25 protein-coding genes are annotated in these 26,623 nt (G+C 71.6%); 13 read left to right on the forward strand and 12 right to left on the reverse strand.

The window, feature by feature from the left end:
* Positions 1 to 22: 22 nt before the first annotated feature.
* The 3 genes from P696_RS53485 (at position 23) to P696_RS51395 (ending at position 3,307) form a co-directional block, all read left to right on the forward strand.
* Entirely contained in the window at positions 23 to 349 is a 327-nt protein-coding gene (locus tag P696_RS53485) for a hypothetical protein (RefSeq protein ID WP_026416745.1), read from the forward strand.
* Positions 350 to 415: 66 nt separating this feature from the next.
* Positions 416 to 1,264 (forward strand): TIGR02452 family protein, encoded by an 849-nt coding sequence (locus P696_RS0140185; RefSeq protein ID WP_026416746.1) that lies wholly within the window; start codon positions 416 to 418, stop codon positions 1,262 to 1,264.
* A gap of 303 nt (positions 1,265 to 1,567) precedes the next feature.
* Complete coding sequence (locus P696_RS51395; protein WP_157430227.1) at positions 1,568 to 3,307, forward strand: MFS transporter; 1,740 nt, start codon at positions 1,568 to 1,570, stop codon at positions 3,305 to 3,307.
* A 94-nt stretch (positions 3,308 to 3,401) separates the two neighbouring features.
* Here the strand turns inward: P696_RS51395 and P696_RS0140195 are convergent, their stop codons facing one another.
* The 4 genes from P696_RS0140195 to P696_RS0140210 form a co-directional block, all read right to left on the reverse strand.
* Complete coding sequence (locus P696_RS0140195; RefSeq protein ID WP_026416747.1) at positions 3,402 to 4,328, reverse strand: LLM class F420-dependent oxidoreductase; 927 nt, start codon at positions 4,326 to 4,328, stop codon at positions 3,402 to 3,404.
* A 102-nt stretch (positions 4,329 to 4,430) separates the two neighbouring features.
* A complete protein-coding gene (locus tag P696_RS0140200) occupies positions 4,431 to 6,023 on the reverse strand; it encodes a DUF11 domain-containing protein (RefSeq protein ID WP_026416748.1) in 1,593 nt (530 codons plus the stop codon).
* A gap of 119 nt (positions 6,024 to 6,142) precedes the next feature.
* Complete coding sequence (locus P696_RS0140205) at positions 6,143 to 6,409, reverse strand: hypothetical protein (protein WP_157430228.1); 267 nt, start codon at positions 6,407 to 6,409, stop codon at positions 6,143 to 6,145.
* Between the two features lie 179 nt (positions 6,410 to 6,588).
* Positions 6,589 to 6,978, reverse strand: coding sequence for a helix-turn-helix domain-containing protein (locus P696_RS0140210; protein WP_026416750.1), 390 nt, complete (start codon positions 6,976 to 6,978; stop codon positions 6,589 to 6,591).
* 194 nt (positions 6,979 to 7,172) lie between these two features.
* Here P696_RS0140210 and P696_RS0140215 point away from each other — a divergent pair, with 194 nt between their 5' ends.
* Together P696_RS0140215 and P696_RS51400 are read left to right on the forward strand one after the other, a co-directional pair.
* Positions 7,173 to 7,484 (forward strand): hypothetical protein, encoded by a 312-nt coding sequence (locus P696_RS0140215; RefSeq protein ID WP_034489573.1) that lies wholly within the window; start codon positions 7,173 to 7,175, stop codon positions 7,482 to 7,484.
* 244 nt (positions 7,485 to 7,728) lie between these two features.
* Positions 7,729 to 10,806 carry an NACHT domain-containing protein gene (locus P696_RS51400; protein ID WP_051468988.1) on the forward strand — a complete coding sequence of 1,026 codons (3,078 nt, stop codon included), beginning with the start codon at positions 7,729 to 7,731 and terminating at the stop codon, positions 10,804 to 10,806.
* 116 nt (positions 10,807 to 10,922) lie between these two features.
* On the opposite strand, the gene P696_RS0140225 is transcribed toward P696_RS51400, so the two are convergent.
* The gene (locus P696_RS0140225; RefSeq protein ID WP_026416752.1) at positions 10,923 to 11,540 is read right to left on the reverse strand and encodes an LUD domain-containing protein; all 618 of its coding nucleotides are present in this window, start codon (positions 11,538 to 11,540) and stop codon (positions 10,923 to 10,925) included.
* Between the two features lie 149 nt (positions 11,541 to 11,689).
* On the opposite strand from P696_RS0140225, the gene sigJ reads away from it, so the two are divergent.
* Positions 11,690 to 12,631, forward strand: coding sequence for an RNA polymerase sigma factor SigJ (gene sigJ / locus P696_RS0140230; RefSeq protein ID WP_026416753.1), 942 nt, complete (start codon positions 11,690 to 11,692; stop codon positions 12,629 to 12,631).
* 37 nt (positions 12,632 to 12,668) lie between these two features.
* Here sigJ and P696_RS0140235 read toward each other — a convergent pair whose 3' ends face one another.
* On the reverse strand, positions 12,669 to 13,124 hold the full coding sequence (locus P696_RS0140235; protein ID WP_026416754.1) for a MarR family winged helix-turn-helix transcriptional regulator: 456 nt from the start codon (positions 13,122 to 13,124) through the stop codon (positions 12,669 to 12,671).
* Positions 13,125 to 13,218: 94 nt separating this feature from the next.
* Between P696_RS0140235 and P696_RS0140240 the strand changes: the two genes are divergently transcribed.
* On the forward strand, positions 13,219 to 13,635 hold the full coding sequence (locus P696_RS0140240) for an organic hydroperoxide resistance protein (protein WP_026416755.1): 417 nt from the start codon (positions 13,219 to 13,221) through the stop codon (positions 13,633 to 13,635).
* Positions 13,636 to 13,695: 60 nt separating this feature from the next.
* On the opposite strand, the gene P696_RS0140245 is transcribed toward P696_RS0140240, so the two are convergent.
* Positions 13,696 to 14,148, reverse strand: a complete 453-nt coding sequence (locus P696_RS0140245; protein WP_026416756.1) for a MarR family winged helix-turn-helix transcriptional regulator — start codon at positions 14,146 to 14,148, stop codon at positions 13,696 to 13,698.
* Positions 14,149 to 14,233: 85 nt separating this feature from the next.
* Here P696_RS0140245 and P696_RS0140250 point away from each other — a divergent pair, with 85 nt between their 5' ends.
* Positions 14,234 to 14,506 carry a hypothetical protein gene (locus P696_RS0140250; RefSeq protein WP_211245998.1) on the forward strand — a complete coding sequence of 91 codons (273 nt, stop codon included), beginning with the start codon at positions 14,234 to 14,236 and terminating at the stop codon, positions 14,504 to 14,506.
* Positions 14,503 to 15,684 carry a serine hydrolase domain-containing protein gene (locus tag P696_RS51405; RefSeq protein WP_051468990.1) on the forward strand — a complete coding sequence of 394 codons (1,182 nt, stop codon included), beginning with the start codon at positions 14,503 to 14,505 and terminating at the stop codon, positions 15,682 to 15,684. The genes P696_RS0140250 and P696_RS51405 overlap by 4 nt, the downstream gene beginning before the upstream one ends.
* Here the strand turns inward: P696_RS51405 and P696_RS0140260 are convergent.
* Positions 15,674 to 16,594 carry an NADP-dependent oxidoreductase gene (locus P696_RS0140260; RefSeq protein WP_026416758.1) on the reverse strand — a complete coding sequence of 307 codons (921 nt, stop codon included), beginning with the start codon at positions 16,592 to 16,594 and terminating at the stop codon, positions 15,674 to 15,676. The two genes, P696_RS51405 and P696_RS0140260, sit on opposite strands and share 11 nt — an antisense overlap.
* Positions 16,595 to 16,772: 178 nt before the next feature.
* Between P696_RS0140260 and P696_RS0140265 the strand changes: the two genes are divergently transcribed.
* Positions 16,773 to 16,964 carry a helix-turn-helix transcriptional regulator gene (locus tag P696_RS0140265; protein ID WP_026416759.1) on the forward strand — a complete coding sequence of 64 codons (192 nt, stop codon included), beginning with the start codon at positions 16,773 to 16,775 and terminating at the stop codon, positions 16,962 to 16,964.
* Positions 16,954 to 17,343, forward strand: a complete 390-nt coding sequence (locus P696_RS0140270) for a DUF2178 domain-containing protein (RefSeq protein WP_026416760.1) — start codon at positions 16,954 to 16,956, stop codon at positions 17,341 to 17,343. The genes P696_RS0140265 and P696_RS0140270 overlap by 11 nt, the downstream gene beginning before the upstream one ends.
* 116 nt (positions 17,344 to 17,459) lie before the next feature.
* Here the strand turns inward: P696_RS0140270 and P696_RS0140275 are convergent, their stop codons facing one another.
* Both P696_RS0140275 and P696_RS0140280 read right to left on the reverse strand, forming a co-directional pair.
* Positions 17,460 to 18,815, reverse strand: a complete 1,356-nt coding sequence (locus P696_RS0140275) for a class I SAM-dependent RNA methyltransferase (protein WP_051468992.1) — start codon at positions 18,813 to 18,815, stop codon at positions 17,460 to 17,462.
* On the reverse strand, positions 18,805 to 20,874 hold the full coding sequence (locus tag P696_RS0140280) for an APC family permease (RefSeq protein WP_026416762.1): 2,070 nt from the start codon (positions 20,872 to 20,874) through the stop codon (positions 18,805 to 18,807). Before P696_RS0140280 ends, P696_RS0140275 begins: the two co-directional genes overlap by 11 nt.
* Positions 20,875 to 21,063: 189 nt before the next feature.
* Between P696_RS0140280 and P696_RS0140285 the strand changes: the two genes are divergently transcribed.
* The gene (locus P696_RS0140285) at positions 21,064 to 21,729 is read left to right on the forward strand and encodes a potassium channel family protein (RefSeq protein WP_026416763.1); all 666 of its coding nucleotides are present in this window, start codon (positions 21,064 to 21,066) and stop codon (positions 21,727 to 21,729) included.
* On the forward strand, positions 21,729 to 22,388 hold the full coding sequence (locus tag P696_RS0140290; RefSeq protein WP_026416764.1) for a potassium channel family protein: 660 nt from the start codon (positions 21,729 to 21,731) through the stop codon (positions 22,386 to 22,388). Before P696_RS0140285 ends, P696_RS0140290 begins: the two co-directional genes overlap by 1 nt.
* An 87-nt stretch (positions 22,389 to 22,475) precedes the next feature.
* Here the strand turns inward: P696_RS0140290 and P696_RS51410 are convergent, their stop codons facing one another.
* Positions 22,476 to 23,978 (reverse strand): hypothetical protein, encoded by a 1,503-nt coding sequence (locus P696_RS51410; protein WP_051468994.1) that lies wholly within the window; start codon positions 23,976 to 23,978, stop codon positions 22,476 to 22,478.
* Positions 23,978 to 26,533, reverse strand: a complete 2,556-nt coding sequence (locus P696_RS0140300) for a serine/threonine-protein kinase (protein WP_084338999.1) — start codon at positions 26,531 to 26,533, stop codon at positions 23,978 to 23,980. The genes P696_RS51410 and P696_RS0140300 overlap by 1 nt, the downstream gene beginning before the upstream one ends.
* Between the last annotated feature and the right edge of the window lie 90 nt (positions 26,534 to 26,623).

Below are 26,623 nucleotides of genomic sequence, written 5' to 3' on the forward strand. Positions count from 1 at the left end.
GCGCCGGGGTGGGAGCGGGAGCGTGCTGTTGCGGGAGCGGCGCCGGGTGGTACTGCGGCTGTTGCTGTTGCGGCGGTTGCTGCTGATGTGGCGGTGGCTGTTGCTGCGGCGGGCGCTGGGGCTGCGGCTGGGGTTGGCGCGGCTGCTGTGGAGACTGCGGCTGCTGTGGGGCCTGCGGCTGTTGCGGTTGCTCGTCGTACCGCGGACCATACGGCGACTGCTCGTAGGGCTGCTGGCCGTACGGGTTCTGCTGCGGGTACGGATCGCGCCGTCCCCGGCGGGGGCGAGGGGGCTCCATGACGGAGCAAGCATGCCAGAAACCCGACCGGATTCGATCCTTTTGGCCTGATCGGCGGGTCGCCGGAAGGCGATAATGGCTGGCAGGCCATGGTGTATGTCCGAAATCATCCGTGCGATGAGCAGAGAACGGAAGCGGGCGCAGGCTCGCCAGACCCTCGAGATCCTCGAGCGCGGAAGTTATCGCGCGCCGTCCGGCCGTGAGGTCGATCTGAGCGCCACGCTGCGGGCGTCCGTGGACGGGACGATCCTGCATCGTCCCAAGGAACTCGCCGCGCTTCTGGACCTCCTGCCGCCGGTCGCGGACGACGCCCCGCGCACGCGCGTCGAGGTGACGACCGAGACCACGTTGGAGGCGGCGCGCCGCCTTGGCGAGGGTGACGGAACGGCGGATCCGTTGGCGTTGAACTTCGCGTCCGCGAAGAACCCGGGCGGCGGTTTCCTCAACGGCGCGCACGTGCAGGAGGAAGGACTCGCGCGCGCGTCCGGTCTGTACGCGACGCTGCGGGCCGCGCCCGAGTACTACGACGTCCATCGCGAGCTCCGCGACCCGCTGTACACCGACCACGTGATCTACTCCCCCGCCGTGCCGGTGTTCCGCACCGATTCCGGGGCGTTGCTGGACAAGCCGTACAGCGTCGCGTTCCTCACCTCGCCCGCGCCCAACCGCGGAGCGACACGCGACGACGACAGGCTCGCCCGCCTTCCGGACGTGTTGCGCCGACGCGCGCTGAAGGTGCTGGCGGCGGCGGTCGCACACGGACACCGGCGGATCGTCCTGGGCGCGTGGGGTTGCGGGGTGTTCCGCAACGACCCGTCCGAGGTGGCCGAGGCGTTCGCGGACGCGCTCCGTCCGGACGGCGGACCGTTCGCGGGCCGCTTCGAGACGGTCGTCCTCGCCATCTACGACACCTCGCCGGGCGCGCCGCGCCTCGCGCCCTTCGAGCGCGCCTTCGAAGGCTTCTAGCAGGTCGAAAGGGGCAACAGCCCTACGCCGTCACGGAGCGCCGCCTGTCCCGCGAGTTCGCGGGCGGCGGCGCTCCGGCGTCTCCGGCCCCGCGAGGGCGGCGGTGTGAGCGCGGGTCGCGGCGGGCGAATTTCGCGATACATCTTGACTTGCCACGAACGAGATATATCGTCTCTACACGAGAGAGGTTATCCCGGCCGGGTCCGCCGCTCCACGGTACGAACATCGTACTTGACACGAACGGTGTTCTTTTAGAGAACTGCGTTTGCGGACACGAACATTGTTCCTCTTCCTTCGGGAGCCATGATGATCGACACCACCGGTGAGGCGCCCGCGGCGACCGAGCCACCGCCCTTCCGCTGGCGCTGGGTCGCGCTCGCGGTGATCCTGCTCGGCGAGATCATGGACATGCTGGACTCGCTGGTCACCACGATCGCCGCCCCCACCATCCGCGCCGACCTGGGCGGATCCGCCGCCACCATCCAGTGGCTCGCCGCCGGGTACACCCTGGCGATGGCGATCGGCCTGCTCACCGGCGGACGCCTCGGCGACCTCTACGGACGCAGGCGGATGTTCCTGATCGGCGCCGCCGGGTTCACGATCGGGTCGCTGCTGTGCGGGACCGCCGTCTCCCCCGGCATGCTCGTCGGCGCGCGGCTGCTCCAGGGCCTCGCGGGCGCGATGATGATCCCGCAGGGCCTCGGCATGATGCGCCGGATGTTCGCGCCCAGCGAGATGAACAAGGCGTTCGGCGCGTTCGGGCCGGTCATGGGCCTGTCCTCGGTCGCCGGGCCGGTGCTCGCGGGCTGGCTGATCGACGCCGACCTCTTCGGCACCGGCTGGCGGATGATCTTCCTGATCAACCTGCCGCTCGGCCTGGCCGCGGTCGTCCTCGGCGCGGTCTTCCTGCCGCCCGGACGGGACGCGCACGGGTCCCGGCTCGACATGGTCGGCGCGCTGCTCGCCGCGCTCGGCGCCGGGCTGATCGTCTACCCGCTCGTCCAGGGCCGCGAGCTGGACTGGCCCGCCTGGATGTTCGCGCTGATGGCGGCGTCCGGCGTGGTGTTCCTCGTGTTCGCCTGGCACGAGCTGCGGCGGCAGCGGCGCGGCGGCGACCCGCTGATCACGCCTTCGGTGTTCGCCAAGCGCGGCTTCTCCGGCGGCCTCGCCGTCGGGATCGTGTTCTTCGCCGGGATGGTCGGATTCTCGCTGACCTACTCCCTCTACCTGCAGATCGGGCTCGGCTACTCGCCGCTCAAGGCGGGCCTGTCACAGATCCCCTGGTCGGTCGGGACGGTGTTCGGGTTCCCGGTCGCGATGGCGATGCAGAAGCACGGCCGGACGGCGCTCCAGGCCGGCGCGCTGGTCATGGCGTCCGGTGTGGCCGCCCTGGTGCTCACGCTCCAGATCGCCGGGACCGGCGTCGACCCGTGGCAGCTCGCCCCCGCGCTGGTCGTCACCGGCTTCGGCATGGGCCTGCTGATGGCGCCGTTCTTCGACATCGTGCTCGCCTCGGTCGAACCGCACGAGACCGGGTCGGCGGGCGGCACGCTGTCGGCGGTGCAGCAGCTCGGCGCGGCGCTCGGCGCGGCCGTCCTCGGCACCGTGTTCTTCGGGCTGCTCGGCGGGCACGTCGCGACGTCCGCCGACCGGGACGCGCCCGCGCTGCGCGCGAACCTCGCGTCCGCGGGGGTCGCGCCGTCCGGGCAGGACCTCATCGTCGCCGGGCTGCGCGCCTGCGGCCACGACCGCGCCACCGCGAAAGACCAGGCGAAGACCCCGGAGACGTGCGTCCGGCTGGAGTCCGACGTCCGGACGGCGGCCGCCGCGAACCCGCAGTCGGCCGGACGCGTCGCCACGATCGTCCGGTCGTCCGCGCAGCACTCGGCGAAGACCGGCTTCGGCGCGGCCATGAAGATCACGCTGTGGATCGTGGCGGGGCTGCTCGGCCTGACCTTCCTGATCGCCTTCCTGCTCCCGCCGCGCGCCCGCGAGGAGGACGAGACGGCGCCCGTCGATGAGACCGCGCCCGCGACCGCCTGACCTCGCCCCCTCCCCTGTTCCGCGTACCGCGCGTGCTGTGTCGCGTGCGGTACGCGGAACAGGGGAGTCGGCCGTGTCCGTGGTTCGGGGACGGTCAGAGCTTGTTCAGGACCTCGAAGGCGATCAGCTCAAGGTGGTTGAGGTCGGACAGGTCGAGAATCTGCAGGTAGAGGCACTCCGCGCCGGCGTCGCCGAAATTCCCGATCTTCTCGAGGATCTCGGCGGGCGTCCCACACAGGCCGTTCTCGCGCAGCTCGTCCACCTCGCGGCCGATCGCGGCCGCGCGGCGGCCGATCTCCGCCTCGTCCCGGCCGCAGCAGACGACCTGCGCTGCGGAGTAGACCATCGGACGCGTCCGGTTCCGCGCCTGGACGGCGTCCCGGACCCGTCCGAACGCGGCGGCGGTGTCGCCGATCTGGGCGAACGGGACGTTGTACTCGTCGGCGTACTCCGCGGCGATGCGCGGCGTCCGCTTGGCCCCGAAACCGCCGATCAGGATCGGCGGGCCGTCCGGACGGGCGGGCTTGGGCAGCGCGGGCGAGTCCTTGAGGGAGTAGTGCCTGCCCTCGAAGTCGAAGGTCTCGCCGTCGGGCGTCCGCCAGAGGCCGGTGAGGATCTGGAGCTGCTCCTCGAGCCGCTCGAACCGCTCGCCGAGGCTCGGGAACGGGATGCCGTACGCGGTGTGCTCCTCCTCGAACCAGCCGGTGCCGATGCCGAAGTCGACGCGTCCGCCGCTCATCTGGTCCACCTGCGCGACCGAGATCGCGAGCGGGCCCGGGTACCGGAACGTCGCGGCGGTCATCAGCGTGCCGAGCCGGATCCGGCTCGTCTCGCGGGCCAGCGCCGCGAGGGTGATCCACGCGTCGGACGGTCCGGGCAGTCCCGACACGTCCCCCATTTTCACGTAGTGGTCGGAGCGGAAGAAGGCGTCGAACCCGAGGTCCTCGGTGGCCTTGGCCACGGCCAGCAATGTCTCGTAGCTCGCCCCCTGCTGGGGCTCAGTGAAGATTCGAAGACGCATACCCACCATCCTCATACGTCTTGATCTCGTGCGCACGCGCGGGGGTGACCCTGCGCGCACGCGATGGCACGGGACGGGACGGCACGGGACGGTGCGGAACGCCTACTCGCTTGAGCGGATCACGCGACGGCGCCGTCCGACGTACATCAGGATCAGGCCGCCGCCGAGCAGGCCGAGCGACGCGTCCACGATGAGGCCGCTCTCGTCGCCCGTATGCGGAAGGAAGTGCAGGCGGCGCAGGCCACGCGGGATATCCCAGTGGGAATGCTGGTCGACGGCGTGACGAAGACGCAGCATCTGCCCCGTGGGAGGCTGAAGCTGCCCGGGGCCTGGCGTGGGCTGCTCCTGGCCCAGCTGGCCTGCCGGGGCGACTGCGTGCCCCGTCCGTCCCGGCACGGGAAGTCCGTTGCCCTGCCAGTTGGTGAGGCTGACCGTGTGGACCTGTCCGCTCATCCCAGACAGCACGCGGGTCCGCACTCTCGACGCGGAAGCCGTGCGGCCCCGCCCGCCGGACGGCGCGGTCGGGCGCTTCGATCCGCGTGACGCGGGGAGCCGGTGGATTTGCGGTGCTGGCGCCAGGCGCTCGCTACTCGTCCGTTCGAGCAGTGGGAACAGCCGACTCAGACGCCCCACCGCGGACACCTTGCGATTCTGGCGCTCCGACGCGACGGGCTTGTCGGCGCGGCGTCCCGATACGGCAGAGTTGCGGGGCTTTTGTCCCGAGGTGGCGGGACGCTGGTGGACGGGCCCGTGCGGCGCGATCGCGGAACCGTTCAGGACCCGGGTCTTGAAGGTCGTGTTGTTGTTGGCGAGGTTCACCTCCGGCGTGGACGTGCTCACACGGACCGGGGCCTCCAGCACCTGCCCGCGCTTCAGGCCACGCGGTGTGATCGAGGTGCGGATCTCCTTCTTCGCGCCGACCGAAAGCGTCCCGAGGTTGCACGTATAGCCCTGGACGGCCTTGGTCGCGCCACCCGCAGAGCTGAGGGAACAGGACGAGCTCTTCAGAGTGGCCCCGGCCGGGAGCTGCCCGCTGACCACCACGTTCTGCGCGGCTGCGGGACCGGCGTTGCCGACCGTGGTCACGTACGCGATCGACTGTCCGGGGGAGGTCGCCTCAGGCCCCTTCCTGACGACCGAGATGTCCGCGGTCTCGGCGACGCTCGTCGCCGGGAACGGCTTCGACGCCGTCGACGACCCCCACGACACGGTGGCCGTGCTCGTCACCCGCTCGCCCGGTCTGGCCTTCATGGACACTTTCGCGCTGAGCACGCCCACGACCGTCTGCCCCGGCTTCAGCGCGCCGATCGCGCAGACCGCGCTGCCCCCGCCGCCGGGCGCGGCGGTGGTCCCGGCTCCGGAGGTCAAGGCGAACGAGCAGTTCTCCGAGCCCGACACGTACTCCAGCGAGGCCGGGAGCGGTGCCTTCAGGGCCGCGGACCCGGCCTTGGCCTTGCCGTTGTTGGTCACCGCGAACGGCCAGCTGTAGGTGCGGCCGGGCATGAGCCGTCCGGTCGGGCCGGACGTCTGGACCACGAGCTTCGCTGACCTGCCGGTCTTGTCCGCCCCGGCAGACAGTCCGTCGGCCTCCGCGGACACCTGGTAACCGACCACGGGGGCGACGCCCAGCAGCGGGACCGCCGAAAGCGCAGCGAGGCCCCGGGCACCGATCCGCCCCGTTCCCTTCTGGACCATTCCCGCTCCCCCGTGACCTGCCCGGACACCGACATGATCGGGTCCGTTGTAACCCGGCCGGGGGGAATGCCCTAGCGCCGCGTCCGCGTGTCGTCACATCAGGTGACGCCACGCGTCGGTCAGAGCGCCGGGGAACCGTCCGGGCGTCCGTCGGTCTCGGACGGCGGACGCACCGGAGCGCCGTCCGGCCGCTCACCTGGGATTTCGTCGGACGTCGCGGCGAGGCGGGCCGCGGCGGCCATGACGCGGGTCTGGAGTTCCACCTCGCGGGTGATGCGGCGCTGCCCGGCACGGATCTCACGGCCCTGCCGGACGGCCGCCGCCGCGAGCACCAGTGCCAGGGCGCCGAGCAACCCGGCGCCGGTCGCGATAGCGAGGGCGAGCATCGCTTCGACCACTCCTCATCCGATGGGAGCGGGACCCCGGGGCGCACCGGGATCGGCGACGCCCGCCGGGCCGCGCTGACCCGGTCCGGCTCCCCTAGTGTGCCCCCGAGTCAAGTCCGCAACAACCGGTCAGTACGAGAAAATCTCAAATGCCGGAAGCGGTCACGGGTCGGGCCAGGTCAACGTCCGTCGGGCTCGTTGTAGAGGGCGCGGAGGAAGGCCAGCGCCATCCGGCGCTTGTCGGCGTCGGCGGTGCGGAGGTCGGCGAAGTAGGCGTCCAGTTCGGCGAGTTCGCGGACCGCCTCGTCGCCGCGCGCCTCGCGCCGCTCGGCCTCGTCCGGCTCGCCCCCGTCCCCGACCAGGACGAGGTCGCCGGACCGCCACCGCAGCGCCGCCTCGATCGCGCCGCGCGTGCGCGCCTGCGGCCAGCGTCCGCCCGCCTCGAGGTTGTAGACGGTCTTGACCGTGACCCCCGCGTGTTCGGCGAGTTGCTCCTGCGTGAGGCCGAGCGCTCCGCGCCGCGCCACCACGTACTTGGCGACCCGCTCCCGGTCGGGACCGTTTCCCATGCCCCCAGCATGGCGGAAACAGTAAGGAACATCCAGCAATCGGAAGCGGAAAATTTCCCACATCAGAGTTTCCGGTTATTACCAGACATACCCTTGTCACCTTGCCGGAACATTCCTATGGTGGAAACACGGGTCCGTGGGACGGACCTCCCCGGTCACCGGCGCGGCCCGCGAACGACGAGAGGCTGAAGCCGTTGACCGAGGAAGGACCCCTCACCGTCGAGCTGGCCCTGGCGGAGCTGCGCCGCGGCACCGATGTCCGGATGGCCGGGCTGGAGGGCAGGCTCGCCCTGCTGCTCCAGCGCGACGACCTGCACGACCGGCGTGCCGACGACCTGACCCGCCAGCTCCAGGACCTGGACGACCGGCTCACCGCGACCGAACGCGAACAGGTCACCCGGGGCACGCTCGACACCCGCTTCCGTCACACCGTCGCCCTGCTGTCGCTGATCACCGCGGCGGCGGCCGTCCTCGCCACCGTCGTCACGGCCTTCCTGGCCCGCTGAACCAACCGCCCTCCCGCGGCCCCTCCGGTCGGCGCGGGTCCCCGGGCCCCGTAGCCCGGCGCACCCCACCCCCGCGCCGACCGGAGGCACCACCTCCCCCGCGCTCAGGCCTCCGAGGAACCGGAGGGACCGTCCTCCTCGCCCGTCCCTCCGGGCGGAGGCGGGGCCGGAGGGGCGACCTCCTTCGCCCGCCCCTCCGGCCCCGCCGCCGCAACACTTCGGCCACCCCGAGCGTCTCACCGGTATGGCCCGCGGACTCAGTTACAAGGACGCCGTCAAGATCCTCGGTGGCAGAAGCCCTGTCGTGGAAGCCCTCGACCGCCTGATGGGCGGGGTGCTTCTCACGGCGACGGCAGGTGGCGGCGAACTCGCCCTCAGCCTGTTCGACGCGAAGGGCGAGCTGGGGAAGCTGAGCCGCGAACTGGTCTCGGGGTTGAGCGACCGCATGCGCGGCCTGTCCCGTTTCTCCCGCACCGAACGCCTGGAGGCGGCCCGCAAGGTCATCATGCTGGCCGCCTTCTTCGACGCCCTCGCCGCCGCCGACCTCCCTTCGGGTCTGCGCTCCTTCACACGCGCTGACCAGCTGAGTCTTGTGGGGGCCGAGCCGTCCCGGCGGCTGAAGCGGGTGGTCTCGTACCTGACGCAGAACGACGTCCGGCAGGACGCCTTCGTCCGCTACCAGGATGCGCCTCACCAGGATTGCCTCCAATTCTTTCAGGGGCTCGGTATGGCCATCTCCGACCTGGCGTCGGTCGCCCCTGAAATGAAAGGGCAGGCCCGGCAGGCGCGGATCACGCTCACCGTGACCCTGCCCGCCGCCGCGCTGCGCCGGTACCAGGAGCTGTATCTGCGCCTGGCCACGGACTTTCCCGAACTCGCGTTCTGGACCAACCAGACGGACCACCAAGCGATGCGCGCCGAACTGGCATCGCTGCGGACGGGTTTGGAGGGGTTGCGGGCCGTCCTCGAACGACTCTCGTCCGGGGCCGCGCCCGACGACCGGCGGGCCGCGCTGGCCCGGGCGCATCGCGCGCGGCTGGACCGTCCGGTGGCGTTGAGCGCCGAATCGCCGGAGTCCCTGGTCTTCCCGAGCCTCGCCGAGATCTACGTCAACCCCCGATACCGGGTCGCGCAGGCGCATCCCACCATCGTGAGGCTCAACGAGGAGGAGACCTGGGACGTCGGCGGCGTCCACGACGATCTGCAGGCGTTCCTGGTCGGATACCTGACGTCGTTCGCCACCGTCAGCGAGCCGCTTCTGCTGCTCGGGCAACCGGGGTCGGGCAAGTCGAAGTTCACGGAGATGCTGGCGGCGTCACTGCCGCCCGAGGACTTCCTCGCCGTGCGGGTGGCGTTGCGCGAGGTCCCGGCGGACGCCGATCTCCAGACCCAGATCGAGGCCGGTATCCGCGCCGCCACGGGCGAGACCATGAGCTGGCCCGACCTCGCACGCAGCGCCCGGGACGCTTTGCCGGTCGTCCTGCTGGACGGCTTCGACGAACTCCTTCAGGCGACGGGCGTCAGCCAGTCGGACTACCTGGAGCAGGTCGTCCGCTTCCAGGAACGCGAGGCCGCGCAGGGCCGTCCGGTCGCGGTGCTGGTCACCAGCCGGACGTCGGTGGCCGACCGCATGCGCATCCCGGCGGGCGGCATCGTGGCCGTCCGGCTGGAGCCCTTCTCCGAATCCCAGACCGCCCGCTGGCTGGACATCTGGAACAGCGCGAACGCCTCAGCCCTCACCGCCCGCGGCCTGACGCCGCTCCCCGCTGCGACCGCGCTCCGCCACCCCGACCTGGCGTCCCAGCCGTTGCTCCTACTGATGCTCGCGCTGTACGACTCGGACGACAACGCCCTCCAGAAGGACGACCACGCTCTCGACTCAGCGGACCTGTACGAACGGCTGTTGACCCGCTTCGCCGAACGCGAGGTCCGCAAACTCCACCCCGAACTGGACGGCGCGCCCTTCGCAGACGCCGTCGAGGACGAGCTGCAGCGCCTCTCGATCACGGCGTTCGCGATGTTCAACCGAGGCCGCCAGTGGGTCAGCGAGGACGAACTCACCCGCGACCTGGCCACGCTGCTCCCCGAGCCCCCCGCCACGCACCAAGGGTCCGTCCGCGCGGCACTGACGCCTGGGCAGGTGGTCGTCGGCCGCTTCTTCTTCGTCCACCGCTCGCAGGCCATGCAGGACGGTGAGATAAGCGGCACCTACGAGTTCCTGCACGCGACGTTCGGCGAGTACCTGGTCGCGCGACTGGTCGTCCGTGAACTGTCGGCCCTGACGTCCATCGCGAGGATCTCGCGAAGCCATCACCAGCGTCTGGACGACGCCTTCCTGCACGCACTGCTGTCGTTCGTCCCGCTCACCGGCCGCCTGCCCGTCGTCCACTTCCTCCGGACGCTGATCGCCCGCTCGCCGGACCGCGATGCCCTGAGCCCGCTCCTGCATGACTTGTTCCACGAGGCGTTCGCACCCCGCGTCGGCCGAACGCTCAGCGAGTACCAACCCCTCCGGTCGTCCAGCCCCGCACGCGTGGCCGTCCATTCGGCCAACCTGCTTCTCCTGCTCGTCGCGGCAAGGAAGCAGATCACCGGACGTGAACTCTTCCCCGACTCCCTCGAACCACTCGAATCGTGGCTACGCTGCACCGGCCTGTGGCGTTCGCAACTCGAGGCCGACGGCTGGCTGGGGCTGGCCGCCTCCCTACGCCTCGAACGCACCTGGGCGAACGACCGACCAGAGATCCTTCTGGTGAACGACGCCGCGCTCGTCGGGCCGACTCCCACGGTGGACTGGCTCCTTTCAAGTGAGAGGTTCAAGAACCTCACCGCCGGCAAACTCCTCGCCTCAGCGCACTTCACCTGCGACCCCGAGACCGATCTTCTGATCCACGCGCTCGACTCGCCACTCTGGAATGACCCGGAGGTCGAAGAGCCACTCATCACCTTCCTCGCCGAGACGTCGACGGGGACGGGGACGGGGATCGTCTCAGGCGCCAACGCCTATCTGAGGCTGTGCTGGGCGGGCCCGGCGACCGACGTGGGTGACCTGATCGTCCGCTATTCGGATTGCCTCGGTTTTCTGGAGCGCACAGGCCAGACCGAGTGGGCGGTTGTCATCCTGCGTCACCTGATCGTGGACATCGAACGCCTGCCGGAGCCTGCGCAGCGCGTGATGTTCGACCGCCTCTTCGGGTTCTGCCGCGGAGCCAGCGTGGCGAGGTCCCTGTTCGAGCGAGCCTTCGCGAATCTGGATTGGGTCGAGGGGATCGAACTGTGGGGTTCAGGGGACTCCGAAACCGCTCCGAGGCCGCAGTCATGATTCCGGACACCTTTTGCGGGATCGTCCGGGCGGCTGAGTGCGCGGGTGAGCGCACCGGCTGGGTGAGGCGGCCGTTGGGTGGGAGCCGTCCGGGGTGGGGACGGCTCCCGGTGGGGTCAGAAGCCGATGGCTTCGCGGAGGAGGAGGACGGTGCCTCGGTTGGGGGTGGGTTCGGCGTTGAGGATGAGGAGGCGGTTGAGGGCGCTGGGCTTGCCGTAGGTGGTCATGGCGCGGTCGTTCTCCAGGGGGAGGCAGTGGTCCTCGACTCGGCGCAGGGCGGTGGGGAGGTCGGGGACGATCTTCTGCGCGCCGACGATCCAGATGGCGCGGGCCGCCGCGCCGGCCATGGCGGGGAGCTGGCTTCCGCTGGCGGAGGCGATCACGAGGGAGCCGGTCTCGGTGACCGCGTGGACGCTGGCCAGGATGACATCGGGGGTGGACATCATCCTCCAGATCTCGGCGAGCTGGGTCTCGCGGTCCATGGTGAGGCCGCGCGGGCGGAGGGCGTCGTAGCGTCCGCCGGCGTTGATGTCCTCGTCGATGCCGGAGAGACGGAGGGTCTCGCTGGCCCCGGTGAAGACGCTGGCGCCGTCCGGGATCAGGTCGGCGACGCGGGCGCGGGCCGCGGCGGCGTCGTCAAGGATCTCCACGGTGAAGCCGTTCTCGGCGAGGGCCTTGGCGGCCCGCTCGATGCTCTGCGCGGAGGCCGGGGCGGTGAACGTCTCGGTGGTCATGGGTCTTCCGTTCGCTCGATGATGGGTTCGTCGCAGCGTTCGACACGGCAGCCCGGCGGAATGTCTGGCGGGGCACCGGCCTGACGTTCCGGTGCGCTGTGGTGTCGGACGGGGTGAGGACAGACGCGACCTAGGGAGCAACGGGCACCATGACCACCGGATCTGGGGCGGAAACCGTCGACCCGGGCCTGCCGGGCCTGGACGCGATCATGAGCGAGCGGCGTCAGCTGATCAATCTCGCGTACCGGCTGCTGGGCTCCCTGGCGGAGGCCGAGGACGCCGTCCAGGAGACCTACGCCCGCTGGTACGCCATGTCCCGGGAGGAGCAGGACGCCATCGCGTCGCCCGGCGCGTGGCTGACGACGGTCGCCAGCCGGGTGTGCTTCAACGTGCTCAGGTCCGCGCGGGCGCGGCGGGAGACCTATGTGGGCGAGTGGCTGCCCGAGCCGCTGCCCGACCGCGCGGAGTGGGGCGGCGTGCGGACGGGCGGCGCCCCCGTCGATCCGGCCGACCGGGTCACCCTCGACGAGTCGGTCAACCTGGCCTTCCTGGTCGTGCTCGAGTCGATGACCCCGGCCGAGCGCGTCGCGTTCGTCCTGCACGACGTCTTCTGCCACTCCTTCGCCGAGGTGGCCGAGATCGTCGGGCGGACGCCGGGGGCGTGCCGGCAGCTGGCCTCCTCGGCCCGCCGGCGGATCCGCGAGTCGCAGGCCCCCGTGAGTCCGACGGCCCGGCAGGCGGGGATCGTCCGGGACTTCAAGCAGGCGTGGGAGGCCAAGGACATCGAGGCCCTGATCGGCCTGCTCGACCCCGAGGCCACGGCGGTCGCGGACGGCGGCGGCCTCGCCCTCACCTTCCTGGAGCCGATCGAGGGGCGCGACCGGATCGCGCGCGCCTGGGTCGAGCTCGCGGGCCGGGTGCCCGCCGACCAGACGTTCCTGGAGCGGACGGTCAACGGCCAGCCCGGCCTGGTGGCCCAGCAGGACGGCGTCGTCGTGACGGTGTTCGCGTTCGAGATCGCGGACGACCGGATCAAGCACATCTGGGTGCTTCGCAACCCCGAGAAGCTCCGGGCCTGGACGACGGGCTGACTCAGAGGCCCGCCTGGTCGAGGTTGGACCGGCTGAGTCAGAGGTTCGCCCGGTCGAGGTTGGTGGTGACCGTGGCGAGGAGGGCCCGGAGGGTCTGGAACTCGTCCCGGGTCAGGCCGGACGCCTCGGCCATGCGGCGGGGGACGTCGGCGGCCCGGGCACGGAGGGCCTCGCCTTCCGGGGTGAGGGTGACGACCACCGAGCGCTCGTCCTCCTCACTGCGGCGGCGGTGGACGTGGCCCGCGGTCTCCAGGCGCTTGAGCAGGGGCGACAGGGTGCCCGAGTCCAGGCGGAGCAGGTCGCCGATCTCCTTGACCGGCAGCTCGTCGTGCTCCCAGAGGGTGAGCATGACCAGGTACTGCGGGTAGGTGAGGCCGAGGTCCGCCAGGACGGTCCGGTAGACGCCGGTGAACGCGCGGGACGCGGCGTGCAGGGAGAAGCAGAGCTGGCGGTCCAGCCGGAGCAGGTCGTCGGCGCGAATCTCGGTCGTCATGTGACCAGGATATCTCTCGAGCAATTAGATTGCGCCCAACTTAGTTGTGTACAGTCAATCGCATCAGAGAGATCTTCTCGAGAGGAGTCCGATCATGGACGCGCTGTACACCGCCGTCGCCACCGCCAACGGACGGGACGGGCGGGCCGTCAGTTCGGACGGCCAGCTCGACCTGGCGCTCGCCTTCCCGACCGTGCTGGGCGGGAGCGGGAAGGGCACCAACCCCGAGCAGCTGTTCGCCGCGGGCTACGCGGCCTGTTTCGCGAGCGCGATGGGCGCCGTGGCGCGGGAGATGAAGCTGGACGTCAAGGACGTCTCGGTCACGGCCGAGGTCGGCATCGGCAAGGACGCGTCGGACGGCGGGTTCGCGATCGGCGTCGTCATGCGGGTGGAGCTTCCCGAGCACCTCGAGGGCGAGGTGGGCGAGAAGCTCGTCGAGGCGACGCACGCGGCCTGCCCGTACTCCAAGGCCACGCGCGGCAACATCCCGTTCGAGATCGTCATCGAGTAGCGGACGAGGCCGCCGCCCCGCCCGGCGACGGACGAGGACGCCCCCGGCCGGACGGGGGCGTCATCGGGCAGGGGGGCGTGACTCGGCGATGAGGCGGTAGAGGCGCTTGAACTCGGCATACGCGTCGGGGCCGAAGGTCTCGGCATGGCGGGCCTCGATGGCGGCGAGGATCGCGTCCGAGTCGCGCATCTGGGCCAGGCCGCGCCCGGTCGGGACGACGAGCTTGGCGCGGCGGTCGGACGGGTCGGGGCGGCGTTCGACGTAGCCGAGGGCCTCGAGCTCGTCGACGAGCTTGCCGGTGACCTGTTTGTGCTGGCCGGAGCGTTGCGCGAGGTCGGTGGCCCGGGTGCCGTCCTCGTCCAGGTAGGCGAGGACGGCGCCGTGCTGGGCGCGCAGGTCGTCGTAGCCCTGCTCGGCGAGGGCGCCGAACAGTTCGCGCTGGATGCCGAAGAAGAGCCGGGTCGTGAGGATGCCGAGGTCCGGATCCGCGCGCTTGCGCTCGCCGCGGCGCATAGTCACCTCCAGGTGATTATCACCTCTGTTGACTTTATCTGGAGGTGACTATACCGTCCCGTCTCGTTGAAGGAGGCGAGACACGGTGATCGAACTGACCCGGTTCACGGCGCACGACAGGGAGCGGCTGCTCGCGGCCCGTCCCGCGATGGTGGCCGACTTCGAGGCCGACCGCGCGGGGTTCCTCGGCGCGCGGCTGGTCGAGCTGCCCGGCGGCGAGTGGCTGGACATCGTCGAGTGGCGGAGCGCCGAGGACTTCCGGATCTCGCGGGAGAAGGGTCCGAACCGTCCGGGGATCGCGGAGTTCTTCGCGGCGATCGACGGTCTGGTGAGCGACGAGCGGGGAGAGCTGCGATGAGGGACGTGCACGGGTTCGCGGCGGACGGGTTCGACGGGGTCCGCGCGGCGTTCGCGGCGGCCGTGGACGGTCCGGACGGCGATCCGGACGCTCAGCTCGCCGTGTTCCAGCAGGGCCGGAAGGTCGTCGACCTGTGGGCCTCACCGGACGGCGAGAACGCGATCACCGCGCTGTTCTCGACCGCCAAGGGCGCCGCGCACCTGGTCGTGGCGATGCTCGTCCAGGACGGGACGCTCAAGCTGGACCAGCCGGTCTCCGAGGTCTGGCCCGAGTTCAGCGGGTTCGGGAAGGAACACCTGACCCTGCGTGAGCTGCTCGGACACCGGTCCGGGGTGATCGGGGTCGACGGCGGGTTCACGAACGAGGAGCTGGCGGACGACCGGCTGCTCGCGGCGCGGCTCGCCGGGCAGCGGCCGTTCTGGGAGCCCTGGACGGCCTACGGGTACCACGCGTTCGTGATCGGCGCCCTGACCGGCGAGGTCGTCCGGCGCGCCACGGGACGGTCGATCCAGGAGCACTTCGAGGAGCGGATTCGCGCGCCGCGCGGACTCGACTTCTTCCTCGGACTTCCCGAGTCGGAAGAGTCCCGTTTCCTCCCGGTCCTTCCGCCGACCAGGCGCAAGGGGCGGATGCGCGGCGACACCCTCATCGGCGTCGCGTTCAACGCGAACGCGCCGCAGGTGGACGACATGGGCGAGTTCCTCGTCGGGTTCGCGAACACGCGGAACACGCGGGCGCTCGGCCCGGCGTCGTCCGGCGGGGTCGGGAACGCGCGCGGCGTCGCGGGCGTGTACGCGGCGGCGATCGGCGACGGGACGACGCCGCCGCTGCTCACCGGCGACACGATCGCCGAGTTCACGACGCCCCAGGACGCGGGCATCGACCTCGTCACGCACGAACGGAACCACTTCGCGCTCGGCTTCGAGGTGACCTCCCATGCCTACCCCGAGCTGGGGACGGACTCGTTCGGTCACGCCGGCGCGACCGGGACCCAGTCGTTCGCCGACCCCGCGTCCGGGATCGCCTACAGCTACGTCCGGCGGCGGTTCTCGACCGGCGGCGGAGGCGGCGCACCGGAGAACACCGGCCTGATCGCGGCGGTCATGGAGGCCGCGAGTCAGGGACGCGGCGGGCCGTCCGCCGGGCCCGCCGCGTTCTTCCCCGAGGTCAGTCCATGACCAGGACGACCTTGCCCCGGCCGTGGCCGGTCGCGACCCGCTGGTGCGCGTCGGCCGCCCGCGTCCACGAGTAGGCGTCCCTGATGTTGAGGGACAGCCGTCCGTCCTCGAAGAGGCTGGCGGAGTCGGCGACCCGCGCCATCGAGCGCTTCGAGAACGTGGTCGTCCGGATGCCCAGCTCCTCGGCGCGGCCGTGCTCGACCAGCGTGAGGATGCGGTCGCGGTCCTTGACCAGCTCGAGCGAGACCTCGAGGGCGTGGCCACCCGCTCCGTCCAACGCGGCGTCGACGCCGTCCGGCGCGGCGGCGCGCACGCGGTCGGCCAGGCCCTCGCCGTACGTCACCGGGATCGCGCCGAGCGAACGCAGGTACTCGTGGTTCTCCTCGCTGGCCGTCCCGATGACGGTGGCCCCCGCGTTCACCGCCATCTGGACGGCGACCGCGCCCACGCCACCCGCCGCCGCGTGGATCAACAGGGTGTCGCCCTCCCCCACGCGCAGGTCGTCCAGCGCGATGTGCGGGGTCATGACGGCGGCGGGAAACGCCCCGGCGACCTCCCACGGCATCCCGGCGGGTTTGCGCACGACGTTCGCGACCGGCACGACGACGAACTCGGCGTACGAGCCGAGGACGGAGTTCCCCATCACCTCGTCCCCGTCCGCGAACTCCGTCACGCCGTCCCCGACCTGGTCCACGACACCGGCCCACTCGTTGCCCGGCACGCGCGGGAACGGCGGCGGCGTCTCCATGTAGGGAGGCGTCCACCCCTCCCGGACGGCGAGGTCGAACGGCTGCACCCCCGCCGCCCGCACCCGCACCCGGACCTCCCCCGGCCCGGCCCCCGGCGTCGGCACGTCCAAGATGCGCAGAACGTCCGGCCCGCCCGGCTCACTGAATCCCGCAACCCGCATGATGACCTCCTCGAACTCTCAGATGATCACCACCGTAAAACCTCAACCAAAATTGAGGTCAACCCCGCAGCACGCCCCGCGCGAGCTCAAGGAGGGCGCCGCCGCTCCGCCACGCTCGGCGGCGAGGGTGATGTAAAGGACACTTGACATCTCGGGGTGTAAAGCTTACTTTCCATGTGTGCGTAATGACGTGCGTGAGCTGCGGACGGGCAAGGGGTTGTCGCAGGCCGAGCTCGGACGGGAACTCGGGGTGTCGCGGCAGACGGTGAACGCGATCGAGCAGGGGCGGTACGACCCGTCGCTGCCGCTCGCCATCGGCATCGCGCGGTACTTCGGGACGACGGTGGAGGGGATCTTTCATGTCGACTGAGCGCGCCCAGCGGTGGGGCGCCCCGGCGCTCGGGGCGGTCGCCGGAGTCGTCTACTTCGTGATCTTCATGGCCTGGGGCGAGGTCTGGATGGCCGTGTTCGGGCTCGCGGTGATGTGGGTCTACTCCGCGCTGCTCGTCCTCGGGTCGCGGCGTTCGGAGACCGTGGCGCTGATGCGGGGCGAGGTGAAGGACGAGCGGCACCGGCAGATCAACCTGCGGGTCTCGTCGTTCACACTGAACGTCCTGGTCGTGGTGATGGTCGGCGCCATGATCTTCGAACTCGCGCGTGGCCACGACGGGCGGCCGTGGACGTGGCTCGCCGCCGTCTTCGCCCTCACCTACGGCGGAGCGACCGCCTTCTACTCGCGGCACGGCTGACCGTCCGCGCGGGGCCGCCGACGCTTCAAGATCGTGCGTCACTCATGCGTGAGGATCTTGAAAAAACGGCTGTTCCCCGCGGATGGATCCGCGGGGAACAGCCGTCTGACCTGCGGCTAGCCGCGGACGAGCGTGGCCAGGCACTCCACGTGCTGGGTCATGGGGAAGGCGTCGAAGGCGCGGAGGGACTCGAGGGTCCAGCCGCGCTCGGAGAAGTAGCCGAGGTCGCGGGCCAGGGTGGCCGGGTCGCAGGAGACGTAGGCGATCTTGCGGCCCGCGAGGGCGGCGACACGGTCGACGACCTCGCGGCCCGCGCCCTGGCGGGGCGGGTCGAGGACGACGATGTCGGCGCCGCGCATGCGGGAGCCGCGGCGGTGGCCGGAGGCGCGCTTGTTCTGCGTCCGGGCGGACGAGTCGTCGGAGCGGCCGAACTCCAGGTCGGCGATGACCTCCTCGACCGGGCCGCGCTCGAACGAGACCTGCGGCAGGTCGCGGAGGTTGAACTTGGCGTCCCGGACGGCCTGGCCGTCCGACTCGATGCCGACGACGAGGCCGTCGCGGCCGACGCGCTCGCCGATGAACGCGGCGAACAGGCCGACCCCGCAGTACAGGTCGAGGGCGATCTCGCCGGGCTTGGGCTCCAGGGCGTCGATGACGGCGGCGGCGAGGGTCTGCGCCGCGCCCGGGTGCACCTGCCAGAAGCCGGATCCGGAGACCTGGAACATGCGTCCCTGGACCTCTTCGCGGACGTACGGCGGCGTGGTGCCCTGCTCGGGCTTGCCGCGCATGAGCCGGACCGGGACGTCCAGGCGCGGGACGCGGATCTTGCGCGGGTTCGGGCCGCGGACCGACACCAGGCGGTCGCCGGTCGCCGCGGACGTGATGCCCTCGACGCTGTTGGCGCCCTGCCAGCGCTTGGTCTCGATGCCCATGATCTCGACGCCCGGGTGGGCGATCAGGCACTCGTCGATCGGCTCGATGTCGTGCGAGCGGTGCCTGCGCAGGCCGGGCGTGCCGTTCTCGACCGCGAACTGGACGCGGGTGCGCCAGCCGAGGCCGGGCGGGGGCGTCATGTCCTCGCCCGCGAACGGGTACGGGACCTCCTCGACCGTGACGGTGCGGGTGATCCCGGCGACGCGGGCGAGCTGCTCCTCGACGACCGCGGCCTTCAGGCGGCGCTGGGCGGGCAGCGACACGTGCTGCCAGTCGCAGCCGCCGCAGCGTCCGGGACCGGCGAACGGGCACGGCGCCTCGACGCGGTCGTCGGACGCGGTGATGATCTCCACCGCGTCCGCGCGCAGGAACCGCTTGGTGGCCTCGGTGACCCGAGCCCGGACCCGCTCGCCGGGGAGCGCGTGCCGGACGAAGACCACGCGGCCCTCGTGCCGGGCCACGCAGAAGCCGCCGTTGGCGACGTTGCCGACCTCCAGTTCGAGGAGGTCGCCTTCGTGGGGTCCGAGATCAGCTGTCACGTTCCGAAACGATACCGCCACCAGCGGACGCCTCATCCCGCCGCCCGTCCCCCGCGCCAGTCCCGCCGGAGCCGGTCGGCATGCGGTAGGACGACCCGAACGCCGGTTCGGCGCGTCCCTTCAGCCGGTCGGACGACTGGAGCTGCCAGGCGACGCTGGTGACCATGACGCCCGGCTGGAACAGCAGCCGCCCCTTGAGCCGCAGCGCGCTCTGGTTGTGGAGCAGGTGCTCCCACCAGTGGCCGACGACGTACTCGGGGATGAACACGGTCACCACGTCCCGGGGGGACTTGCGGCGGACGCTCTTGACGTAGTCCAGGACGGGCCGGGTGATCTCCCGGTACGGCGAGTCGAGGATCTTCAGCGGGACGGGCACGTCGAGGGCGTCCCACTCCTCCTGGAGCCGGTGCGCCTCCTCGGCGTCGACCGAGACCGTGACCGCCTCCAGCGTGGACGGACGGGTCGCCCGGGCGTAGGCCAGCGCCCGCAGCGTCGGCTTGTGGATCTTGGAGACCAGGACGATCGCGTGGTTGCGGGCGGGCAGCGCCACGTCCTCGCCGGTCGGCTCCAGCTCGGCGGAGACCCGGTCGTAGTGCTTGCGGATCGCCTTCATGAGCAGGAACAGCACCGGCATCGCGATGCAGACGATGTAGGCGCCGAGCATGAACTTGGTGACCAGCACGACCACCAGGACGATCCCGGTGAGCGTGGCGCCGAACGCGTTGATCGCCCGGGACGTCCGCATGCGGCGGCGCTGCTGCCCGTCCTGCTCGGTGCGCAGCAGGCGGTTCCAGTGCCGGACCATGCCGACCTGGCTGACCGTGAACGACACGAACACGCCGACGGTGTACAGCGGGATCAGCTTGCTCACCGACGCGTCGTAGGCGTAGATCAGCAGGCCCGCCATGGTCGCGAGGATGATGATGCCGTTGGAGAACGCCAGCCGGTCGCCGCGGGTGTGGAACTGGCGCGGCAGGTAGCGGTTCTGCGCGAGCACCGAGCCGAGCACCGGGAAGCCGTTGAAGGCGGTGTTGGCGGCCAGGAACAGGATCAGCGCGGTCATCGTGGTGACCAGCGCGAAGCCCGGCGTGAAGTTGGAGAACACGGTGTGCGCGACCTGCGCGATCACCGGGTCGGCGTCGTGGACGGCCTTGCCGGTGGCCGGGTCGATCAGCTGGCTGCCCTGGCTCGGCTCGGCGAACTTGGCCTTGGTGTAGTAGGCGAACGCGGTGACGCCGCCGAACATCGTCATCGCGACCAGGCCGAGCATCAGCAGCGTCTTGGCGGCGTTCTCGCCCTTGGGCTTGCGGAACGCCGGGACGCCGTTGGAGATCGCCTCCACGCCCGTCAGGGCCGCACAGCCGGACGAGAAGGCCCGCAGCAGCAGGAAGATCAGCGCGGCCCCGCCGAGCCCGGCCTCCTTGCCGACGATCTCGTAGTCGGCGGTCTCCGCCTTCAGGTCCGTGCCGAGGCCGAGCCGGACCATCCCGTAGAGCAGCATCGCGATGATCGAGAACATGAACAGGTAGGTCGGGATCGCGAACGCGACGCCCGCCTCCTTCAGCCCGCGCAGGTTCGCGATCGTCACCAGGACGACGATGCCGATCGCGACCAGCACCTCGTGCGGCTGCAGGAACTTCAGCAGCGCGCCGAGATTCTCCACGCCGGACGACACCGACACCGCGACCGTCAGGACGTAGTCGACCAGCAGGGCGGCGGCCACGACCACGCCCCAGTTGTCGCCCAGGTTGGTGGTGGCGACCTCGAAGTCGCCGCCGCCGCTCTGGTACGCCCGGACGTTCTGGCGGTAGGACGCGACCACGGTGAGTAGAATCACCACGACGGCCGCGGCCACCCACGGGGTGTACTGGTACATCGCCAGGCCGCCGACCCCCAGCGCGAGCAGGATCTCCTGCGGCGCGTAGGCCACCGACGACAGGGCGTCGCTCGCGAACACCGGGAGCGCGATCCGTTTGGGAAGTAGCTGCTCGTGCTGCTGAGCGCTGCGCAGGGCGCGTCCCAGCAGCAGGCGCTTCACAAGGTCCGGAGCCTTCGACACGAGAGCAGACTCTAGCCTGCCCTCTTTACGACTTCTCAACACGCCCGCGACGACCGCCTCCGAGGCCCGCGCGGGCCGTCCACCACAGGGGTGTGACGTGGGGTCGGGTAGTAAGGGGTCAGGCGGCTGTGTAGTTTTGCAGCCCGGCAAGGATCATCGGAAACCTCGGGCTCCGGAGAAGGAACGGCCGTGCATATCGTGATCATGGGGTGCGGACGGGTCGGATCGACCCTCGCCCACATCCTGGAGGACAAGGGCCACTCGGTGGCCATCATCGACCAGAACCCCGAGGCGTTCCGGCGGCTGCGCGGCGGCTTCCGCGGCCGCCGGGTCACCGGCGTGGGCTTCGACCGGGACACCCTGACCGAGGCGGGCATCGACCAGGCGTCCGCGTTCGTCGCGGTCTCCAGCGGCGACAACTCCAACATCATCTCCGCGCGGGTGGCGCGCGAGACCTTCGGCGTGGACAACGTGGTCGCGCGGATCTACGACCCGCGCCGGGCCGAGGTGTACCAGCGCCTGGGCATCCCGACGGTCGCGACCGTCCGGTGGACGGCCGACCAGATCCTGCGCCGCCTGCTGCCGGAGGGCGCCGAGCCGCTCTGGCGCGACCCGACCGGCACCGTCGTGCTCGCGGAGCTGGACTCGGGCGCGTCCTGGGTCGGTGAGAAGGTCGCCACGCTGGAGGCCGCCGCGGGCACCCGGGTGGCCTTCCTCACCCGGATGGGCGAGGCCCTGGTGCCCGAGGCCGACACCGTCGTCCAGGACGGCGACATCGTGCACGCCATCTGCCGTGCCGAGGACCTGGAACGGATCAACGCCGCCGTCGCGGTGCGCACCGAGGGAGAGCACTGATGCGGGTCGCCATCGCCGGGGCCGGCGCCGTCGGCCGGTCCATCGCGCAGGAGCTGCTGGAGAACGGGCACGAGGTCCTGCTGATCGACAAGAACCCCCGCGCGATCAAGGTCGAGATGGTGCCGCGGGCCGAGTGGCTGCTCGCCGACGCGTGCGAGATCGCCGCCCTGGACGACGCGGCGCTGGAGCGCTGCCAGGTCGTGGTCGCCTCGTCCGGTGACGACAAGGTCAACCTGGTGGTGTCGCTGCTCGCCAAGACCGAGTACGGCGTGCCCCGGGTCGTCGCCCGGATCAACCACCCGAAGAACGAGTGGCTGTTCAACGAGTCGTGGGGCGTGGACGTCGCGGTGTCCACGCCGCGCCTGCTGTCGGCCCTGGTCGAGGAGGCCGTCAGCGTCGGCGACCTGGTCCGGCTGATGACCTTCCGGCAGGGCGAGGCGAACCTGGTCGAGCTGACCCTGCCCGAGGACGCGCCGCTCGGCGGCGAGCGGGTCGGGTCGGTCACCTGGCCGCGCGACACCGCCCTGGTCGCGATCCTGCGCGAGGGCCGGGTGCTCGTCCCGACCCCGGACGACACCCTGGAGCCCGGCGACGAGCTGATGTTCGTCGCGTCCCAGGACGTCGAGGACGAGCTCGCCGAGCTGCTCAACGCCAACTGACGCCCGCCGCCCCACAAGGTCCCGCCGCGCCCTCCCGGGTGCGGCGGGACCTTGTGTTCTGCCCCGCCACCGGTGTGTTCCGCCCCTCTACCGGTACTCGGCCAGGCGGGGGCGGACGCCCACGAGGACCAGGCCGATGATCACGACCGCGGCGACGGGCGGGACGACCGTCCAGCCGGACAGGACGTCCCCGCCGCTCCTGATGTTCGAGGCGAACTGCGCGTCGTTGATGCCGATCACCCGGGCCATGGCCGCGTCGAATGCGGTGAACGAGCCGTTGGAGGCGCTGGGGCTCGGCGAGGTGTCGAAGCCCGCCGCCTCCTGCGTCCGCCCGCGGGCCACCATGTCGCGCAACCGGACGTCGTTGCCCTGATAGGTCTGCCAGCCCTTCAGGACGTCCTCCGCCGCCGTCCGCTCCCCCGGGAAGGTGATGTTGCGGAACTCGTCCATGATCAGGCCGGGGAAGGTGGAGAACGTGGGGTACGCATGGCGCGACGCGCCCGCCTCGTACGTCTCCACGATCTTGCCGAGACCGTGCTGGTAGTCGCCGGGGAGGCCGCTGCGGGTGTCGACGAGTCTGTTCGCCTTGGCGTAGAAGTCGGCCTGGTAGACGACCGAGCGCTGCGGGTCGACGATGTAGCGGGACTCGTCGGCGTTGGCGTCCCAGGCGATCGCGCGGGCCCGGGTGAGTGCGAGCACCGAGTCGAAGGCGTCCTTCTTGGCGACGCGCAGGTGGTCGGCGGCCGACCCGAGGGTCGACGTGGCCGTGATCGTCCCGCCGAGGGCGGCCAGGGTGGCCAGGACGAGCGCCGGGTTGACCAGGCGGCGGGTGCGGCGGGCCAGGGAGAACTGGAGCAGCGCCAGGGCCGCGACCGTGCCGGCGCCGAGCGCCAGGGCGGCGTCCGCGCCGGAGCTCAGCGCGCGGTGCCTGCTCTGGTAGGCGCTCTCGACGCGGTCGGCGTTGGCGCTGCGGAGCGTGTCGGCGGCGGGCAGGACGACCTGCTTCAGCTCGACGTTCGCCTGCCTGTACAGGGTGAGCGCGGCGGTCGGCGGCCTGGCGGCGGGGTGCGGGCGCTGGCCGTCCAGCAGGATCGCCTGAGCGGCGAGCGCCTGGTAGCGGCCGAAACCGTCCAGGGCCCGGCGCAGCGCGAGGGCGGCGCGCTGGTCGTCCCCGGCGAGCGCGGACGCCTTCTGGAGGTCCGCGTCCGCCTGCCGGCGGCGCTGGTCGAAGTCGCTGAGGACCCGCTCGCGCGTGACGCCGAGCCCCTGGGCGTTCCCGATGAGCAGGACGTTGGCGAACTGGGCGTCCATGTCGTTCAGCGCCAGGTACAGATCGGACGACGCGACGACCTGCGGGCCCGCCTCGTGGCCGATCTCCCTGAAGCCCTCCTCGCCGCTGGACGCCCGGACGGAGGTCAGCACCGCCAGGACGACCGTCAGCAGCCCGATCAGGGCCGCGAGGTTGCGGAACCGGTCGGGGGTGAGCCAGCCGCGTGGGTCGATCACCATGTGGCCGGACGGGGCGGTCCGGACGGGCAGCCGGATGCCGTCCTCGTCCGCGGGCGGCAGCGCGGCGGGCGTGCGGGCCATCAGAACACCGTCCTCGGTCGAATCGAGTTGGCACGATCCACGAAGCCGCGGCGGCGGCCCCGCGAGGTGGAGAGCCGTGCGAGGTCGCGGTAGACGCCGTCCAGCGCCCCGCGTAGCGCCTTCTCCTCATAGGCGACGCCGAGGACGCGCCGGTCCGGCGGCGGGCCGCCGTTCCGTTCCAGCTCGGCGACCAGGGCCTCCAGGAGGAGGGCGATCACGCGGGCTCCGCGCTCCTCGGGAAGGTCCAGCGCCTCGACCCGGTCGAGGGCGGCCAGCAGGTCCTCGCGGGTCGCGCGCCAGCGGACCGGGTCGGCTCCGGGGGCCCAGCCCCGGATCGTCACGACGACGGCGGCGACCTGCGCGTCCAGGTGCCGCCCGGACGAGGCGGGCACCTCGGTGAGCACCCGCACCGCGGCCTGGTCGTCCTGCTCGGCGATCAGCGCCCGGGCCAGCCCGAACGCCGCGTTCTCGTAGGAGCGGTCGGTGCGCCAGACCGCCCGGTGGAAGTGGACGGCGCCCGCGGTGTCGCCGACCGCCTCGGCGGCGAACGCCAGGGCCAGCTTCACCGCCGCCTCGCCGGGCAGCACGTCGTAGACGCGGCCGAACTCGGGGGCCGCGGCGGCTCCGTCACCGTCGGCCAGCGCGGCGAGGCCCCAGAACCAGTGCGCGCGCCAGTCCGCCTCGTCCAGGGCAATGATCAGCTCCCGGGCGCGTTCCTGACAGCGCAGCTCGATCAGCGCTCTGACCAGCCGGAACGTCTCCTCCGCCGAGCGCGGGCGGTCGCCGCCCAGCGCCACGGCGACCTGTTCGGGCGCGGACGCGGCGAGCGCCGCGACGTTCCGCGCGCCGGGGTCGTCCGGGTCCACCAGCGGCACCGGCAGCGCCGAGGCGGCCTCCCGGAACGTCGGCGGACGTCCCAGCCTGGCCCCCACCACCCGCGTCTCCGGCCCGAACAGCGTGGACGCGGCGGGCCGCGGCTCCCCGTCGCGCGCGGCGAGCGTCTCCCGCAGCACCCCGGTGAGCTGCTCGGTCATCTCCTGCGCCGACCAGAACCGCTCGTCCGGGTTGGGGTGCGCGGCACGGCGGAGCAGCCGGTCGAAGGACGGGTTGGCGGCGAGGACCGGCACGTCCGCGGCGTCCGGGAGGCCGACCCGGTGGACGCCGGTGTAGCCGGTGAACTCGAAGCTCATCACGGCCATCGCCCGCGCGACCGTGTACAGGTCGGACGAGACCGACGGGCCCTCGCCCGCGATCTCGGGCGCCTGGTAGCCGACCGTCCCGTAGACCGCGCCCTCGTCGTCGTCCAGCCGCCGGACGCCGCCGAGGTCGACCAGCTTCAGCTGCTCCTCGGCCTGGATCGCGTTGTCGGGCTTGAAGTCGCAGTAGACCAGGCCCCGTTCGTGCAGGTGGCCGAGGGCGCGCAGCACCTCCAGGCCGTAGGCCATCACCTGCGCGGGCGTCAGCGGCTCCCCGGCGGTCCGCCGCTCCAGCACCAGCTCCTTGAGCGACCGCCCGCCGACGTACTCCATGACGATGTAGCCCGCGTCGCCGTGCTGGACGAAGTTGTAGATCTTGACGACGTTGGGGTGCTCGACCTCGGCGAGGAACCGCCGCTCGGCGACCGCGGCCTCCATCGCGTCCGCGTCGCCGGTGTCGAGCAGGCCCTTCAGGACGACCCAGCGGTCCGAGACGTTGCGGTCCTTGGCCAGGTAGATCCAGCCGAGGCCGCCGTGCGCGAGGCAGCCCAGCACCTCGTACTGCCCGCCGACCAGCTCGCCCTGTCCCAGTTTCGGGGTGAACGAGAAGTGCGTCCCGCACTTGGGGCAGTAGCCCTCGGACCGGCCGGGATTCCCGTCCCGGCCCCGCCCGACCGGGGCGTCGCAGTGCCCGCAGCGGCGCTTGTGCTCGGGGACCTTCGGGTCCTTCATGATCGCGGTGGACGGGTCACGCTCCGGCACCGCGGGCATCTCGACCAGGCCCGCGCCGAGCTGGCCGCGCCGGGACGCCCCGGACGACCCCCTGCTCCCCCGCGACCCGCGCGACCCGCGCGAGCCCCGGGATCCGCGGGACCCCTGCGTGCCGCGTGTCCCGTTCGCGGGGCCCGATCCGGACACGCCGGACTCCGCGCGTCCGCCGTGCGTGCCCGCCTTGCCGGATCCGCCGCCGTTGGCGCGGCGGGAGGCGACGCGTCCGCTCAGGGTGCGCGCCAGGACCTCGTCCGGGACGCGCGCGGACGTGCCGATGACGCCGAACGGGGTCGGAACGCCGCTCGCCGAACCGGCCCGGCCGTCCCCGCCCGATCCTGGGCCGGACGCGCCCGGCGGCGAGCCCTGCCGGACACCGCCGCCGATCGTCGGGCGGCTGGGGCGGGTGCTGGCGGTCGCGGCTCCCGTGACCGCTCCGGCACGCCCGTCCGGGCTTCCGTTTCCGTGGTTCGCGAGTGCTCCGGCCTTCGCCGCGGACGGCGTCAGGGCCGTCCCGTCCGGCGGGAATCCGCACACGTCGCAGTAGCCGTCCTCGATGCTCCCGGAACAACCGGAGCGCAGGCACCGCATCTTCGCGCCGTCACCGACCTCGACTCCACCGGAGCCTCCCTGGCCCCGGGATCAGTCAAGATCGTAGGTCCGCGAACGTCCCGTTTCGTG

The sequence above is a fragment of the Actinomadura oligospora ATCC 43269 genome, from assembly GCF_000518265.1.
Taxonomy (GTDB): Bacteria; Actinomycetota; Actinomycetes; order Streptosporangiales; family Streptosporangiaceae; genus Spirillospora; species Spirillospora oligospora.

Bases quoted from the DNA above. Each gene is read 5' to 3' on its own strand.
- P696_RS0140200 (WP_026416748.1), bottom strand. From the start codon at position 6,023: ATGGTCCAGAAGGGAACGGGGCGGATCGGTGCCCGGGGCCTCGCTGCG.
- P696_RS0140195 (WP_026416747.1), bottom strand. From the start codon at position 4,328: ATGCGTCTTCGAATCTTCACTGAGCCCCAGCAGGGGGCGAGCTACGAG.
- P696_RS0140270 (WP_026416760.1), top strand. From the start codon at position 16,954: ATGTCGACTGAGCGCGCCCAGCGGTGGGGCGCCCCGGCGCTCGGGGCG.
- P696_RS0140260 (WP_026416758.1), bottom strand. From the start codon at position 16,594: ATGCGGGTTGCGGGATTCAGTGAGCCGGGCGGGCCGGACGTTCTGCGC.
- P696_RS51405 (WP_051468990.1), top strand. From the start codon at position 14,503: ATGAGGGACGTGCACGGGTTCGCGGCGGACGGGTTCGACGGGGTCCGC.
- P696_RS0140240 (WP_026416755.1), top strand. From the start codon at position 13,219: ATGGACGCGCTGTACACCGCCGTCGCCACCGCCAACGGACGGGACGGG.
- sigJ (WP_026416753.1), top strand. From the start codon at position 11,690: ATGACCACCGGATCTGGGGCGGAAACCGTCGACCCGGGCCTGCCGGGC.
- P696_RS0140290 (WP_026416764.1), top strand. From the start codon at position 21,729: ATGCGGGTCGCCATCGCCGGGGCCGGCGCCGTCGGCCGGTCCATCGCG.
- P696_RS0140225 (WP_026416752.1), bottom strand. From the start codon at position 11,540: ATGACCACCGAGACGTTCACCGCCCCGGCCTCCGCGCAGAGCATCGAG.
- P696_RS0140210 (WP_026416750.1), bottom strand. From the start codon at position 6,978: ATGGGAAACGGTCCCGACCGGGAGCGGGTCGCCAAGTACGTGGTGGCG.
- P696_RS0140235 (WP_026416754.1), bottom strand. From the start codon at position 13,124: ATGACGACCGAGATTCGCGCCGACGACCTGCTCCGGCTGGACCGCCAG.
- P696_RS51395 (WP_157430227.1), top strand. From the start codon at position 1,568: ATGATGATCGACACCACCGGTGAGGCGCCCGCGGCGACCGAGCCACCG.
- P696_RS51410 (WP_051468994.1), bottom strand. From the start codon at position 23,978: ATGGCCCGCACGCCCGCCGCGCTGCCGCCCGCGGACGAGGACGGCATC.
- P696_RS51400 (WP_051468988.1), top strand. From the start codon at position 7,729: ATGGCCCGCGGACTCAGTTACAAGGACGCCGTCAAGATCCTCGGTGGC.
- P696_RS0140300 (WP_084338999.1), bottom strand. From the start codon at position 26,533: ATGCGGTGCCTGCGCTCCGGTTGTTCCGGGAGCATCGAGGACGGCTAC.
- P696_RS0140205 (WP_157430228.1), bottom strand. From the start codon at position 6,409: ATGCTCGCCCTCGCTATCGCGACCGGCGCCGGGTTGCTCGGCGCCCTG.
- P696_RS0140185 (WP_026416746.1), top strand. From the start codon at position 416: ATGAGCAGAGAACGGAAGCGGGCGCAGGCTCGCCAGACCCTCGAGATC.
- P696_RS0140245 (WP_026416756.1), bottom strand. From the start codon at position 14,148: ATGCGCCGCGGCGAGCGCAAGCGCGCGGATCCGGACCTCGGCATCCTC.